General features: G+C 71.1%; 9 protein-coding genes. 8 read left to right on the top strand and 1 reads right to left on the bottom strand.

What is annotated here, in order from left to right; genetic code table 11:
* Positions 1–17: 17 nt before the first annotated feature.
* Positions 18–4646, top strand: coding sequence for a DUF6531 domain-containing protein (locus J2S57_RS31895; RefSeq protein WP_307249711.1), 4629 nt, complete (start codon positions 18–20; stop codon positions 4644–4646).
* Between the two features lie 43 nt (positions 4647–4689).
* Positions 4690–5121, top strand: coding sequence for a hypothetical protein (locus J2S57_RS31890; RefSeq protein WP_307249710.1), 432 nt, complete (start codon positions 4690–4692; stop codon positions 5119–5121).
* 130 nt (positions 5122–5251) lie between these two features.
* Here J2S57_RS31890 and J2S57_RS31885 read toward each other — a convergent pair whose 3' ends face one another.
* The gene (locus J2S57_RS31885; RefSeq protein ID WP_307249709.1) at positions 5252–9535 is read right to left on the bottom strand and encodes an FtsK/SpoIIIE domain-containing protein; all 4284 of its coding nucleotides are present in this window, start codon (positions 9533–9535) and stop codon (positions 5252–5254) included.
* A gap of 199 nt (positions 9536–9734) precedes the next feature.
* Here J2S57_RS31885 and J2S57_RS31880 point away from each other — a divergent pair, with 199 nt between their 5' ends.
* From J2S57_RS31880 to J2S57_RS31855, 6 genes are all read left to right on the top strand, one after another.
* Complete coding sequence (locus J2S57_RS31880; protein WP_307249708.1) at positions 9735–10952, top strand: extracellular solute-binding protein; 1218 nt, start codon at positions 9735–9737, stop codon at positions 10950–10952.
* The gene (locus tag J2S57_RS31875) at positions 10949–12052 is read left to right on the top strand and encodes an ABC transporter ATP-binding protein (protein WP_307249707.1); all 1104 of its coding nucleotides are present in this window, start codon (positions 10949–10951) and stop codon (positions 12050–12052) included. The genes J2S57_RS31880 and J2S57_RS31875 overlap by 4 nt, the downstream gene beginning before the upstream one ends.
* Positions 12049–12933: an ABC transporter permease gene (locus J2S57_RS31870; RefSeq protein ID WP_307249706.1), complete on the top strand. Its 885-nt coding sequence runs from the start codon at positions 12049–12051 to the stop codon at positions 12931–12933. Before J2S57_RS31875 ends, J2S57_RS31870 begins: the two co-directional genes overlap by 4 nt.
* Positions 12930–13802, top strand: coding sequence for an ABC transporter permease (locus J2S57_RS31865; protein ID WP_307249705.1), 873 nt, complete (start codon positions 12930–12932; stop codon positions 13800–13802). The genes J2S57_RS31870 and J2S57_RS31865 overlap by 4 nt, the downstream gene beginning before the upstream one ends.
* Positions 13803–13869: 67 nt before the next feature.
* Positions 13870–14055 (top strand): hypothetical protein, encoded by a 186-nt coding sequence (locus J2S57_RS31860; protein WP_307249704.1) that lies wholly within the window; start codon positions 13870–13872, stop codon positions 14053–14055.
* A 28-nt stretch (positions 14056–14083) separates the two neighbouring features.
* The gene (locus J2S57_RS31855) at positions 14084–15364 is read left to right on the top strand and encodes an NtaA/DmoA family FMN-dependent monooxygenase (RefSeq protein WP_307249703.1); all 1281 of its coding nucleotides are present in this window, start codon (positions 14084–14086) and stop codon (positions 15362–15364) included.
* Positions 15365–15367 lie beyond the last annotated feature (3 nt).

The following is a 15367-nucleotide window of genomic DNA, read 5'->3' as shown; positions in this document are numbered from 1 at the left end:
GCTGAGGAGGGGGACCAGTGGCCAACTGGGCTGTTCTTGACCGGAGTGACCCGGCGCCCGGCGATGTCGAGGGCACGCGGGCACTGGGCCGGAAGCTGCTGAACCAGGCGGCGACGGTCGAGCAGGAGACCGCCCGGTTGCGGTCACTGGCCTCTTCCAGCGGCGATCTGAAGATGGAGGGCGACTACGCGGCCGAGTACACCTCGACGCTGACGCAGTTGCCCGACGACCTGTCCAAGCTGGGCACCGCCTACCGGGGGTGCGGCAACGCGCTCACCCGGTTCGCGGAAGAACTGTCCGGGGCCCAGACCAAGGCCCGGCAAGCCCTGACCGACGGCACCGACGCCGATGCCCGTTACCGGGCGGCGATCTCGGATCTGCGGGTGCTGCTGCCGGCCGACCAGAAGGGCCTGGCCGACAACGGCCTGAGCCTGAGCCCGGCCACGATCGACGCGGCCACGGTGCAGCTCGACGAGAACACCCGCGAGCAGATCCGCCAGGCCGCGAGCCGGGCCCGCACCGCCGACAGCGACCTCGACCGCGCCCGCACCCTGGCCGACCAGGCGGCGGCGCTGCGCGGCGAGGCCGAGGACCGGGCGGCGCGGGGCATCGACGACTCGCTGGAGAACAGCGGGCTGAAGAACAAGTCGTGGGCGGAGAAGGCCTGGGACTTCGTCTCGGCGCCGTTCCGGTCGTGGGACGCGTTCGTGGACCTGTGCAGCGCGGTGGCGCTGGTGGCGGGGGTCGTGGCCCTGTTCATCTCCGGGCCGGTCGGGTGGGCGCTGATGGCGGCCGCCCTCGTGGCGGGGGCGGTGGTGTTCGGCGACAGCCTGGTGAAGTACGCCAAGGGGGAAGTGGGGCTGGGCACGGTCGCCCTGAACGCGCTGGGCCTGATCCCGGGCGGGCGCGGCGTGGTCAGCCTGACGAAGTTCGGGCGGGCGCTGGGGCCGCTGGGCAGGGCACTGACCACGCCGGGCGGGTTCCGGGTGCTGGCCTCGTCGGCCGGCAAGGGGCTGCGCAACGTGGTCACGGCCTTCCCGCACGCCATCGCGACGGCGGGCGGAAGCGTCCGCGCCGCCCTGTCCAACCCGAGACTCGCGGCCCGGGCCTTTGCCTGCCGCTTCCTGGGTCGTGACCCGGTCGACATGGTCAACGGCGAAATGGTCATGCAGGTGACCGATTTCGAGCTTCCCGGCCTGCTCCCTATGGTTCTGGAGCGCACCTACGCCTCGACCTACGGGGTGGGCCGCTGGTTCGGCCCGTCGTGGAGCAGCTTCCTCGACCAGCGGCTCGAGGTCGACACCCAGGGCGTGTGTTTCGCGTACAGCGAGGCCGTCCTGGTGTCGTACCCGTCGCTGGCGCCCGGTGAGAGTGCGCTGCCCGACGAGGGACCGCGCATGCCCCTGAAACGGCGCGGTGACGGTCACTACAGCGTGACCGACCCGGGCTCGGGCCTGACGTACTGGTTCGCCCCGCCCCCCGAGGAGCTGGGCCCGGTGGGTGTGGTGCTGCCGCTCGCCGCGGTCAGCGACCGCAACGGCAACCGGATCGACCTCGGCTACGACGCGGTCACCGGCTGGCTCACCGAGATCACCCACACGGGTGGGTATCACGTGGACGTGGAGTGCCAGGACGGCCACATCACCGAGTTCCGCCTCGCCGGCCGCGACGGCGCGGACGACGTGACGATGATCCGTTACGGGTACGACGAGCGGGGCCGGCTGACGGACGTCATCAATTCTTCGGGTCTGCCCATGAAGTTCGGGTACGACCGGCACAACCGGATGACGTCGTGGACCGACCGGAACGGCACCTGGTACCGGTACACGTACGACGGGGCGGGGCGGGTGATCCGAACGGCGGGGTCGGCGCACTGCTTCGACGGGGAGATGCGGTACGACTCCGAGAACCGGGTGACGGTCGAGGTGAACTCGCTGGGCGCCGAGACCACGTACCACTACAACGAAGACGGCCAGGTCGTGCGGGTGGTGGACCCGCTGGGGCACGTCACGACGACCACCTGGGACCGCTACCACCGCAGGACCAGTGAGACGGATCCGCTGGGGCGGACGGTGCGGTGGGTGTTCGACGAGAAGAACCAGCTGGTCGAGACGTCCCGTCCTGACGGTCTGAGCACCCGGATCGAGTACGGCGAGTCCGGGTTGCCGGTCCGGGCGATCCAGCCGGACGGAACCGAGTGGCGCCACACGTACGACGACCGGGGCAACCTGAGGTCGACCACCGACCCCCTGGGCGGCACCACGAGGTACGCCCGCACCGATCGGGGCGCGCTGCTCTCGGTGACCGACGCTCTCGGCCGCTCCACGACGGTCGCCTGTGACGAGGCCGGGCTGCCGACGAGTTTCGCGGATCCGTCCGGTGCGGTGACGATGCTGGCCCGGGACTCTTTCGGCCGGGTCTGTTCCCGCACCGATCCCCAGGGCCGGGTCGTGGAGTTCGAATGGTCCGTCGAGGGCCGGCTCGTCGGGTTCCGGGCGCCGGACGGGGCCCGGCAGACCTGGCGCCACGATCCCGAGGGCAGCCTGGTCGAGCAGGTCGACGCGCTGGGCCAGACCACGACGTTCGAGCAGACCTACTTCGACCTCCCGTCGGTGCAGACGGCACCGGACGGCGCCCGGATCACCCGGACCTACGACACCGAACTGCGGCCGGTCACCCTGACCGACGCCCGCGGACTGGTCTGGCGCTACGAGTACGACCCGGCCGGGCGGCTCGTGCGGGAGACGGACTTCGACGGGCGGGTGCTGCAGTACCGGTACGACGCGGCCGGGCAGCTCCTCGAACGGTCGAACGGGGCCGGCGAGGTGACCCGGATGCACCGGGACGTCCTGGGCCAGGTGGTGCGGCAGGAGAGCGCGGCGGACGACCTGACCTTCGCCTACGACCCGGCCGGCCGGCTGGTGCGCGCGGTGAACCGGGCGGCGCGGGTGGAGTTCGACCGGGACGTCCTGGGGCGGGTGCTGGCCGAGACGATCAACGGCCGGACCGTCGCCTCGGTCTACGACGCCGGGGGACGCCGGTCCGCGCGGCGCACGCCGTCCGCGGCGGAGAGCCACTGGCGCTACGACGACGCCGACCGACCGGTCGCGCTGACCGCGGGCGATCAGGTGCTGGCCTTCGGGTACGACCAGGCCGGCGACGAGGTGACCCGGACCCTCGGGGCCGGGGCCACCCTGACCCAGAGCTGGAGTCCGGGAGGACGGCTGACCGGCCAGGAGGTGAGGTCCGGGGAGCACCGGCTGTCCCGTGGCTTCGTCCGCCGTGGAGACGGGCACGTCACCAGGGTGGAGGGGCCCGAGGGGGTCCGCCGGTACACCCTGGACCCGTTGGGGCGGATCACCGGGCTCGACGCCGGAGAGCGGTCCGAGCGGTACGCGTACGACGCGGCCGGTCACCGCACGGCGGCCCGGCATCCGGGATCCGGCGACGACAGCACCTGGGAGACGACCGGCACCCGGGTCAGCCGGGCCGGTCGCTTCCGCTACGACTACGACCGTGACGGCCAGCTCGTCCGGAAGCGTCAGGCACTGCTGTCCGGAGGGTTCCGGGTCTGGCTCTTCACCTGGGACGACCAGCGCCGGATGACGGGTGTCACCACTCCGGACGGGGCCCGGTGGGAATACCGCTACGACGCGCTGGGGCGCCGGATCAGCAAGCATCGACTGGACGCGGACGGGCGGATCGCCGAGCGGGTGCTCTTCGCCTGGGACGGTGTCGAACTCGCGGAGCAGGTCGTCGAGCGGTCCGCCCGGGTCGAGGTGACCACCTGGGACTCGGCGCCCGAGCAGGTCCGGCCGCTCGTGCAGCGGCAGCGCTCGGCGAGTGACGCGCAGTTCTTCGCCATCGTCACCGATCCGGTCGGCACGCCCACCGAGCTGGTGGACGAGACCGGCCGGGTGTGGCCTCAGGAACCCGCACATGTATGGGCCGCCGCCGGTCCGGATTCCCTGTGCCCCCTGCGGTTCCCGGGCCAGTACCACGACCCGGAGAGCGGCCTGCACTACAACCTGAACCGGTACTACGACCCTGACTCCGCAGCGTATGTCAGCAGTGATCCGTTGGGGCTCGGGGGCGGTTCGGCGCCGTACGGGTACCCGGCCAACCCGCTGTCGTCGGCGGATCCGCTGGGGCTGGTCGACGGAAACTACAGCGCGCTGCAGGCGGGGTCCCGGGGCACGGTGTATTTCGGTGAGGGCACGGTCCGCGGCTTCCGGAACGCGGGCGAGGTGATCGAACGGATGGGGAACCTGCGTAACCGCATGCTGGGTGCCGGTTACGAGGACGTGTTCACCGGAATCCGGGGTAGCTCGATCACCAACGTCTCGAGCAAGGGAACGGCTTTCCGGTGGTCGCCGCCGGAAGGCGGGCTGAAGGCCAGCGACGTCGACTTCCTGGTGGTGAGCCCGAAGATGGAGGGCGAACTGGACCGGATGTTCGCCCACTTCAAGAACGGCGAGCGCATGGAGATCGACGAGATGGCCAAGCACCTGCCCAAGGTCGCCGGGCTGCTCGAGGGTTTCGGCCGGGAGACCATCAGTCAGCTGGGGCGCAAGGCCGACGGGATGCTCATCCGGAGCAGCCTGTTCGATAGCTTGGAACCGGGGAGCTTCATCCGCTTCCCGTAGGGAGCGCCCTCCTCGAGCCGGATCACCAGGACAGCAGGGAGACATGGTCACACGGGAGTTCATCCCGGTCGATCTGGACCGGATCAGCGACATCACCTACACCTGCTCGGTGTTCCGTGCCCGCCGGCGCGGCTACTTCGGCGGTGTCATCTCGTTCTCCGGCGACTACCGGCCCGGGTCGTCCGGTTCCGGTGACGCGGCGTTCATCAAGTGGAAGATCGACGAGTTCCTCGACATCGACGATCCGGGCACCGTCTACGGCCTGGTCGTCGACCTCCGGGGGCTGCGCTACGAGTGGGGCGAGGACCTCGGCATCGCGGCCTCGCGTCTGCGGCGTGGCCAGTTGCCGCTGCTGACGGTCGTGGACCCACAGGCCCGGGCGGCCCTCGCACACTGCATCGCCGACGAGGAGATGCGCGAGGACTTCGACGCGGCGGTGGACGAGGTCGCGCAGGCCCTGGCTCGTTTGAAGTAGCAGAGCCCGGTCGAGGTGGCAGAGCCCGGTCGAGGTGGCAGAGCTCGGTCGAGGTGGCAGAGCTCGGTCGAGGTGGCAGAGTTCGGTCGAGGTGGCAGAGGGGAACCGGCCCGCACGCCGGTTCCCTCGATCAGACCGTAGCCACCTGGATCTGCTGAACCACCCGCCGCTGCACCAGGTACCCGCGCCCCGGCGGCACCGGCAGGATCTGGTCACGCTCCACGGCGAGCCCCAGCTGCCGCGCCGCGAAGGCACTCGCCGGCGACAGCACCAGCCGCGTCCCGCCCTGTACCGCCGTCTCCACCACCCGGGCCATTCCCCGCACCGCACCGTCGAGCACGGGCCCGGCGTCACCGCACAGCACCAGCGCCCGCCGCCCCGCCGACGAGGCGTCGGCCAGGTCGTCGAGCAGAGTGGGCGCCGGGGCGAAGTTCTCGATCCGCGCCTCGATCTTCATCTGGTCGAAGTCGTCCACCACCACGACGTGCGGATCGCCCTCGAACACGGCCACCGCCTGCCGCAACTGCTCGTCGTTCCAGGACGTCCCGGCCAGCACCTGCAGGTCCGGATCGGCCGTGACCAGCCGGTGCAGTGGTGAGCGCGGCGGCGCGATCGCGACCACCGGCACCCCGGCCTGCCGCAGGGCGCGCACCGCCGTGACCGCCGCCGTCGTGCGTCCACTGCCCGCGGGCCCGCTGACCAGCAGCAGGTGAGGGTCGTCGCCGAACAGGTCGATCCCCAGCGGCCGCACGAGCGCACCGCCGACGCCCAGGGGGATCCAGGTGGACGTGGTGGCCGGCGACCAGAGCTCGCGCGCCTCGAGCGGCACCCGGGCCGGCATGGCCGCGAACGGCTGCGGCAGAACGCGTCCCGCCGGGATGCGGGGGCCGGCGACGGTGTCGTCGATGTGCAGGATCTGCGCATGACAGACGCTGGAGGCCTCGATGCCACGCCCGGCCAGGGGCGGCGGCGGGTTGAACTGCACCCCGACCGCGCTGCGCCGGGTCGACTCGCTGGGGAAGTGCAGCAGCAGGCGGCGGTTGTAGAGGTCGGGCAGGCGGCTGTTCAGCATCACCTGCCCGCCGGTGACCACGACGTGCACGCCCACCGGGGTGCCGGCCGAGATCACCTCGTACAGCGTCGTCAGCACCGAGGTCTCGTCGAACAGGCCCTGCCCGCGGTGCTCGAGGTCTTCCCAGCCGTCGACGATCAGCACGATCGCGGGCTGCGGGCCGGTGCTGGTGAAGCGCTCGCGGGTGCGGCGCTGCACTTCCTGCCCGAGCCAGGTGACCAGGCGGCGCACCCGGTCGGGTTCGCCGGTGTGCATGACCGCGCCGACCTGGGGGAGGCGCTCGTAGGTGCTGAGTTCGCCGTCACGGCCGGCGATCACGTACAGGTGCACCTGGTCGGGGCTGAGCGAGGCGGCGCCGTAGACGAGGGCGCGCACCGCGTTGGTGCGCCCCGACTGCGGGCCGCCCGCGATCATCCAGCGGTCGGTGCCCTTCAGGTCGAGGGCGAGCGCGGGCTGTTCCTGGTTCTCCGGGTCGTCGGCGACCGCGAACGGCAGCGTGCCCGCGGGGGCCTGCACGGTGGCCGTGCCGGCGAGGTCGGCCGGCAGCAGCCGGGAGGGGAGCGGGGGCAGCAGGGGGCGTTTGGACGCGGGGATGCGGGCGGCGCTCGCGGCCGCCTCGACGGCGGCGATGGCGAGCGTCTGGTCGGTGTCGCTCGCCGTGCGCCGGGCCGCCTCGGCGGGCCGGGGCAGCCCCAGTGCGGCCCAGTCGACGAGCCGTACCTTCGCGGGACGGGCCTCGCCGGTGGGCGGCGGGTCGCCGAGGTAACCGGACTGGAACGGCTTGGGCTGGCGGTTCTCGTCGAGCGTGCACAGGATCAGCCCGCGGCCCTTGAACCGGCCCGGGATGGTGACGGCGTCGGGCGTGCCGAGAACCTCGACGCTGTCGGACTTCTCGTTCTGGCGCAGGGTGATGCGCAGGCTGATGTTGTTCTTCATCTCGGGCGAGAGCTTGCCCTGCAGCGACTGGGTGGCGAAGACCAGGTGCATGCCCAGCGAGCGGCCCTTGCCGGCCACCGCCATGAGTTCCTTGGGGAAGTCGGGCGAGGTGTCCATGGCCCGGGCGTACTCGTCGAACACCATGACCAGGCGGGGCAGCGCGGGCAGGTCCTGGTTGCGGGAGCGGGCACGCCAGTACGCGTCGATCTCACCGCCGTGCCGGCCCAGGATCGACTCGCGGCGACGGACCTCGGCCCGCACCGACGCGAGCACGCGCTGAGCGGCGGCCTCGTCGAACTTCTGGGCCGGGTCGTCTTCGGTGTTACGGATGAGAGCGACCACGTGCGGGCAGTTCTCGAACGGCAGGAACGCGCTGCCGCCCTTGAAGTCGACGAGCACCAGGTTCAGCTCGTCGGGGCGGTTGGCCAGGATCAGCGAGGTGACGAGGGTCTGCAGCAGGATGCTCTTACCCGCACCGGTGGCCCCGGCGAGCATGGTGTGCGGCCCCTGCCCGGCCAGGTCGACGGTGACCGGGCCCTGCGCGTCGGCGCCGAGCGGGACCTCGAGCGTCGGGCCGGGGTGGTCGCTCCACAGCTTGAGCACGTCGTCGGGGGTGGGCCGGTCGATACCGAGCAGATCGAGGAAGCGCTGCGGGTAGGGCAGGGCACCCGGGTCGTCGCGGGCGCTGAGCCGGTCGCGCATCGGGGCCAGGGCCCGGGCCAGGGCCTCGGCGCGGGGCCCGGTGAGGCGCTCGGGCTCGATCTCGGCGGCGCTCTCGTTGCGCAGGCGCCACGCGGTGACGGTGTCGTCGTCGAGGCGGACCAGGCCGCGGCAGTCGATCATGTCGCGGGTGTCGATGCAGATCGAGTAGACGCCGACCCGGGGCCCGTCGTGCAGCAGCTCACGGATGCCGGGCACCTTGCGCAGGGCGAGGGCACCCTGCAGCACCACGACGACGTGCTGGCCGAACCGGGCCCCGCCGTACTGGTCGCGGGAGGCGTCCTCACGCTGGGCGATGATCTGCTTGAGCTCGTCGAGCCGGGCGGCCCGGGTGGCGTGGGTGTTGCCCACAGCACAAGGGGTTTCGGTGCCGTCGCCGACCGCGACGTGCGGCAGCCAGCGGGTCCAGCCCAGGTCGGTGTCACCGTCGGGGGTGAGCACGACCAGACGCAGGTCGTTCGGGCTGCACAGGGTGCCGAGCTGGGTGAGGAGCCAGTTGGCGACCGGCGTGGTGCGCTCGGGCAGCCCGACCAGCCCGAGCACGCCGGTCTCGCGCAGGTCGACGGTCCAGGGCACGCCGTGCACCTCGGGATCGGTGAAACCGGGCCAGGCCTCGCCGCGCATCTCGACCGAGGCCGGGCGGCTGTGCCGGCCCACCCGCAGCAGCAGGGCCTCGTCGGACTCGGCGTCGCGGGGCCACAGGCCGCGCACCGTGCCCGCGGCGGCCAGCGCGATCGAGTCCGGGTCGGGGGCCTGGGTGTGACGCACCCGGGTCTCGGTGACCACGGCCTGGTCGATCTGCTGCGCGATGCGGGATTTCGCGGTCTCGAAGTCCTTGGTCCGGGTCTGGCGGGTGCGGCGTTCGGTGAACCAGGTGACACCCATGGTCAGAGGCGCGAACGCGGCGAACAGCAGCATGGTCGGCTGCTTGGTGACGACGGCCATGGTGACGCCCAGCGCCACCGGCACCGCCATCGCCATCAGCATCGCCTTGCCGCCCGCGCCCGCCGGGGGTGTGGACGGGAAGTTCAGCGAGACGCGGGCGACCTGCGGCGTGGGGGCGAACGCACGGTCGAACTCCAGCCGGGCGTCGGGTGCGCGGCTGACGTGCACGGCCTGGCCGGGGGAGATGCTGACCTCGAGCTCGTCGTCGCCGACCTGGAAGCGCTCGCCGTCGGCCAGGCGCTGCATCCCGGGGATGCGCTGCCCGGAAACGACCACGCCGTTGGCCTTCTCGGCCGCGTCGGTGACCGTGACGGTCACGCTGTCGCGCCCGGCGTCGAGCTGGGCGTGCTGGCGGGAGACCTTGGGATCGCGCAGCTGCACGTCGGACGAGGAGGAGCGGCCCAGCCAGTTCTGCCCCGGGCGCAGGCCGAACGAGCGCCCGGCGTCGGGCCCGCTGAGCACCCGCAGGCGCCCGGCCAGAGGTGCGCCGGCCGGGCGGGTGAGGGGGCCGGGCCGGCCGATGCTGAGGTAGGAGCCCACGGTCAGCGGGCAGAACTCGAGTTCCTCGTCGCGGTCGAGCTCCTGGTCGCCGACGAAGCAGGGCCGCTCGCCGATGTCGAACGGGAGCGCGGCCAGCAGGGAGCGGACCGAGCTCTCGGGCGCCGCGCTGACCTCCACGTCGTGCGCCGTGCCTCGCTGCTGGTCCAGCACCGTCAACCGGAAGATCACCGTTCGTCCCACCCCATAAGCCTTTACCCGCTGATTTCTCCCCGCCGGGATCCTAGCCCGCTTCGAGAAGTTGATGACGAGACGTGACGTTCGGTCATCGTCCGGGTTCACAACGTTGACATGTCCGCGTGAACGCGAGCATTCTTCTCTAGCGAATCCGGCATAACGGACACGTCGCCCTTCTCGGCGCTGACGAAGGGGAACACCCGCCATGAGCATGAGCCGCCGCGAGATCCTGACCCTTTCGGCCACCGGCCTGGTGGTCGCGGCCTGCGGATCACCCGACGCCCCCGGCTCGGGCTCCCCGGTCGCCGGCACCGCCGAGGCCGTCCCCGCGGCGCCGGAGAAACCCGTGGTGCTCAACATCCTCGACGTGGCCGGCAACCTGCAGCTGACCCAGCCGATGATCGACGCGTTCGTGGCCGCCAACCCGAAGGTGATCTCCAAGGTCACCTACGCCACCGCCACCGCGCCCGACCTGGTCGGCAAGATCAAGGCCCAGCAGGGCGCGAAACGCGTCGACATCGGGCTCGTGCTCACCGGCACCGACGGCCTGGCCGCCGGCACCGAGCAGAACCTCTGGCAGCAGCTGCTCCCGGCCAACGAGCAACTGCTGTCGAACATGGCGACCTACTCCGAACCGGCCGCCGGCATGCAGAAACTGGCCGGCGACCACGGGGTCGTGGTGACCTACTACCCCTCCGGTCCGCTCCTGGAGTACATGCCCGACCGCGTCCCCGATCCCCCCACGACCGCCGAAGAGCTCCTCGACTACGCCAAGGCCAATCCGGGCAAGGTCGAGTACGCCCGCCCCGCCAACTCCGGCCCGGGCCGCACCCTGCTCATGGGCCTGCCCTACGTGCTCGGCGACTCCGACCCGCTCGACCCGGTCAACGGCTGGGACAAGACCTGGGCCTACCTCGCCGAACTGGCCAAGTACATCGAGCGCTACCCCTCCGGCACCACCCAGACCATGAAGGACCTGGCCGGCGGCACGGTCGACATCATCGCCAGCACCACCGGCTGGGACATCAACGCCCGCGCGATCGGCACCGTCCCGCCCGAGGCGAAGATCACCACCCTGAAAGGCTTTCACTGGGTCACCGACGCCCACTACGCCGTCGTGCCCCGCGGCGTCACCCGCGACCAGCAGGCCGCCGTGATCGCCCTGGTGCAGAACATGCTCACCCCCGAGCAGCAGGCCCAGGCCTACGACAGCGGTTACTTCTACCCCGGCCCCGCCGTCGAGGGCGTCGACGTGTCGATGGCCCCCGAGAAGAGCCGCCAGGTGCTCGAGACCTACGGCCGCCCCGAGTACGACGCGCTGATCGAGAACAACCCCAAAGAGGTTCCCCTGGAGGCGAAGGCGCTCGTCACCGCCTTCGACACCTGGGACCGCGAGATCGGCGGATCCAAGGTGGAGAAGTGACCTTCAGCCGCCTGCGCCTGGAGAACGTCGGGCGGCGCTTCGCCGGCGTCGACGCCCTCCAGGGACTCGACCTCACCATCGAACGCGGCGAGTTCATCGCCCTGCTCGGCCCTTCCGGCTGCGGCAAGTCCACCGCCCTCAACTGCCTCGCCGGGCTGCTGCCGCTCAGCTCGGGCCGCATCTGGATGGACGAGCGCCGCATCGACGTCCTCGCCCCCGAACGCCGCAACTTCGGCATGGTCTTCCAGAACTACGCCCTGTTCCCGCATCTCACGGTGCGGCGCAACATCGAGTTCGGGCTGCGCATGCGGCGCGTACCCGGCCCCGAGATCCGTTCCCGTGCCGACAAGGCCCTCCAGCTCGTCCACCTCGAGGACCAGGCCGGCAAACTCCCCGGCCAGCTCTCCGGGGGCCAGCAGCAGCGCGTCGCCATCGCCCGCGCCGTGGTGCTCGAACCCGCCGTCGTGCTCATGGACGAACCCCTCTCCAACCTCGACGCCAAGCTCCGGCTCGAGATGCGTACCGAGATCCGCCGCCTGCACCAGAGTCTCGGCCTCACCACCGTCTACGTCACCCACGACCAGGAAGAGGCCCTGTCGATGGCCGACCGCCTCGTCGTGCTCCGCCAGGGCCGGGTGCAGCAGATCGGCACTCCCGAAGAACTGCACTCGCAGCCGGTCAGCTGGCCCGTCGCCGATTTCATGGGCTGCCGCAACCTGTTTCCCGGGTCGGTGCTCGGTTCCGTTCCGGGGCGGTCCACTTCGACAATGGTGGACGTGTCGGGGCACCGTCTCGAGGGAACGACGGCTGCACCGGTGGAGACGGGGGAGACGGTGGCCGTCGGCATCCGGCCCGAGGACATCGAGGTGGTCCCGGCCGAAGGCACCCTCGAGGCCACGATCACCGTGATCGAGTACCAGGGGCGTGAGTTCGCCGTGGAAGCCGTGACCGCGCAGGGTATCCGGCTGCACGTGCGCACCCCGGCCCGGCTGGCAGCGGGTGACCCGGTGCACCTGAGGCTCCCTGCTGAACGTCTGCTGATCTTCCCGGGCGGCGACGACCTGCCGCGCCCCGTGGCCCCTCTCGAGGCGACCTCATGAGCGACCTCAGCCTGCGGCACCGCCTGGCCGAACGCGGGGTCGACTCCCGGCTGCTGCTCCTGCTGCCCGGCCTCGTGCTCGTGCTGGCCCTGTTCGTCTACCCGTTCGTCTACGGCCTGGGCCTGTCGTTCCAGCCGGTCGACGGCGGTGGCCCGTTCGAGAACTACCGCCGCTTCTTCGGTGACGCGTTCCAGCGCGACACGATCGGCAAGACCCTCTGGCTGGCCCTGCCCGCGGCCCTGCTCAACGTCGCCGCGTCGGTTCCCGTCGCCTACCGCCTGCGCGGCCGGTTCCGCGGGAAACGGCTCCTGACCACCGTTCTCGTCATCCCCATCACCCTGGGCACGGTGCTCACCGCCGAGGGCCTGCTGAACTTCGCCGGCCCGTCCGGCTGGCTGAACCGCTTCCTGCAGGCGATCGGCCTGATCGACGACCCGCTGCGGCTCGTCAACAACTACTGGGGCGTCTTCTTCTCACTCGTCATCAGCGGCTTCCCGTTCGCGTTCCTGCTGATCCTGAGCTACCTGTCCGGCATCGACCCCTCCCTCGAGCGGGCCGCGGCCTCCCTCGGTGCCGGTCCCTGGAACCGGTTCCGCCTCGTCACCTTTCCCCTCCTGGCACCCGGTCTGGCCACCACGTTCTGTCTCACCTTCGTCCTCGCGTTCAGCGTGTTCCCGTCCGCGATCCTCGTCGGCGACCCGACCGGCACCACCCGCGTCATCTCCATCGCCGCCTACCAGGCCGCCTACGAGCAGTACGACTACCCCTTCGCGTCCACCATCGCGATCGTCATGGGCGTCATCGAGCTCGCGGTGATCGGAATCGTCCTGTTCGCTCGCTCACGGCTCTACACCGGAACCACGGGAGGCAAGGGCGCATGACCGCGGTGACCCCCACCGAGACCCCCGCCGACCCCCGGCGCCGCCTCGTCGCGTCCCCCGTCGGCTGGCTGATCTGGGGGACCGTCGGGCTCTTCCTGCTCGCGCTGCTCGGCGTGGTCGCCTCGGTGCTCGTGAACTCCTTCGGAGAGCGCTGGTTCGACTCCTGGCTGCCGGAGAGCTGGACCACCCAGTGGTACCGCCAGGCCTGGACCGGCTTCGGCCTGTTCGACGTCATCGTGACCACGCTCGAGGTCGCGCTGGCCGTGGTGGTGCTGTCGGTCGTGGTCGGTGTGCCCACGGCCTATGTGCTGGCGCGGCGCTCGTTCCCCGGAAAACGTCTGGTGTTCCTGCTCTTCCTGCTCCCGATCATGATGCCGCCCATCACCTACGGCATCCCGCTGGCCACGGTGCTCTACAAGATCGGCCTGGCCGGGAACCTGAGCGGCGTTATCCTGGCCAACCTGGTGCCGTGCGTGCCGTTCGTGGTGCTGACCATGACGCCGTTCATCGAGCAGATCGACCCGGCCATCGAGAACGCCGCGAGAATGTCCGGCGCGGGCACCTTCTCGGTGTTCACCCGCATCCTGGCGCCCCTGCTGCTGCCCGGCATCCTGGCCTCGGCGGTGCTCGTGCTGGTGCGCACGGTCGGCATGTTCGAGCTCACCTTCCTCACTGCCGGCCCGACCTCGACCACGCTGGTGGTGGCCCTGTTCAACTCGATGAACGCGGCCGGCATCCGCGCCCAGCAGTCGGTCGACGCGATGGCCGTGATCTACATGCTGGTCATGCTCGTGCTCCTGGTCACGGCGCTGCGCTTCGTGAACCCGACCCAGCTGGTGAGCCAGGTGAAGGAGGAGCCGCCCGAATAGGGGAAGATACGGACGTGGCCGATCGACGCGCCAGCAGTGCAAAAATCTTCCGAGTGGTGCGATCGACGTGATTCTGCGGCGCTGGAAGGAGACCGGCGAAGTCGGCGGGGCCGCGTTCCTTCAGGTCCCGGACCTGGTGATCGTGCCGGCTCCCGGGGGCTCGGCGATGGTGCGGGCTCTCGAGGCCCTCCTGGCCGAGGGCGGCCCGCGCGGCGTTCTTCCGTTGCTCGGCCCTGGCCCCGGTCCTGCGTGATCCGGTCGGACAGCGTTATCGTGAGGTGGTGAGCCTGCACTTCAACGCCTTCATCTGGCCGCACGGCTACCACGAGTCGGCCTGGCGCGTGGTGCCCGACGACGTGCGCGGTGTGCTCGGCCTCGACTACTACGCCGACATCGCGCGCACCGCCGAACGCGGCCTGATGGACTCGATCTTCCTCGCCGACAACCTGGCCATCGCCGAGTACCGCCTCACGCACCTGCCGCAGACCCAGTTCGACCCGATCGCGGTGCTCTCGGCGCTGGCCGCGGTCACGAGCCGCATCGGGCTGATCGGCACGGGCTCCACCACCTACGCCAAGCCGTGGGACCTGGCGCGCCGGTTCGCGACCCTCGACCATCTCAGCGGTGGCCGGGCCGGCTGGAACATCGTCACCACCGTGACCCCACTGGCCGCAGCGGCTTTCGGTGAGAGCAAGCACCCCGACCTGGCCGACCGCTACGAGCGGGCGCACGAGTTCACCGACGCGGTCACCCAGCTGTGGGACGCGTGGGGAGACGACGCGGTCGTCGGTGACCGGACGCGCGGGGTCTGGGCCGATCGCGAGCGGGTGCGCGAAAACCATTTCCACGGAGTCTTTCACGACGTCGACGGCATCCTGCCGTTCCCACGCTCACCGCAGGGCCGGCCCGTGCTGGTGCAGGCCGGGCAGTCGCCGGCGGGCATCGGCCTGGCGGCGCGCTGGGCCGAGCTGGTCTTCTCCGGGCCGCCGAGCATGGACGCGGCGGTCGCCTTCCGCACGAACCTCCACTCCCAGGTCGCGGCGGCCGGGCGGGACCCCGGCGAGGTGCGCGTGCTGCCCGCCCTGATGATCACGCTGGGCGGCACCGAGGCCGAGGCGCGCGACCGGGCGCGCCGGCTCGAAGAGCTCGCCAGCCCGGAATTCCGCTGGCAGAACGCCCTTTACACGGCCGGTCTGGACCCTGACGGATTCGACCCGAACGTGCCGCTGCCCGCGTCCCTCCTCGAGGGCCAGGCCCCCTCGAGCCGCGCCGAGCAGCTCTTCGAGGCCGCGCGGGCCCGCCCTCAGGCCCCGCTGCGCGAGGTGGCCGCGGCGATCACCGGGGGTGCCGGGCAGACCCACTTCGTCGGAACGCCGCAGCAGCTGGCGGATTTCGTGATCGAATGGCAAGACGCCGGAGCTGCGGACGGCTTCACCATCATGGGCTCGACGCTGCCCTACGAGCTGGCGGCATTCGTCGACCACGTGGTGCCGATCCTGCAGCAGCGAGGGCGGTTCCGCACCGAGTACACCGGTCGCACGCTGCGTGAGCATCTTCGCTGATCT

It is taken from the genome of Kineosporia succinea, assembly GCF_030811555.1.
Lineage (GTDB): Bacteria > Actinomycetota > Actinomycetes > Actinomycetales > Kineosporiaceae > Kineosporia > Kineosporia succinea.
This window is presented reverse-complemented; position numbering and strand designations above follow the sequence as displayed.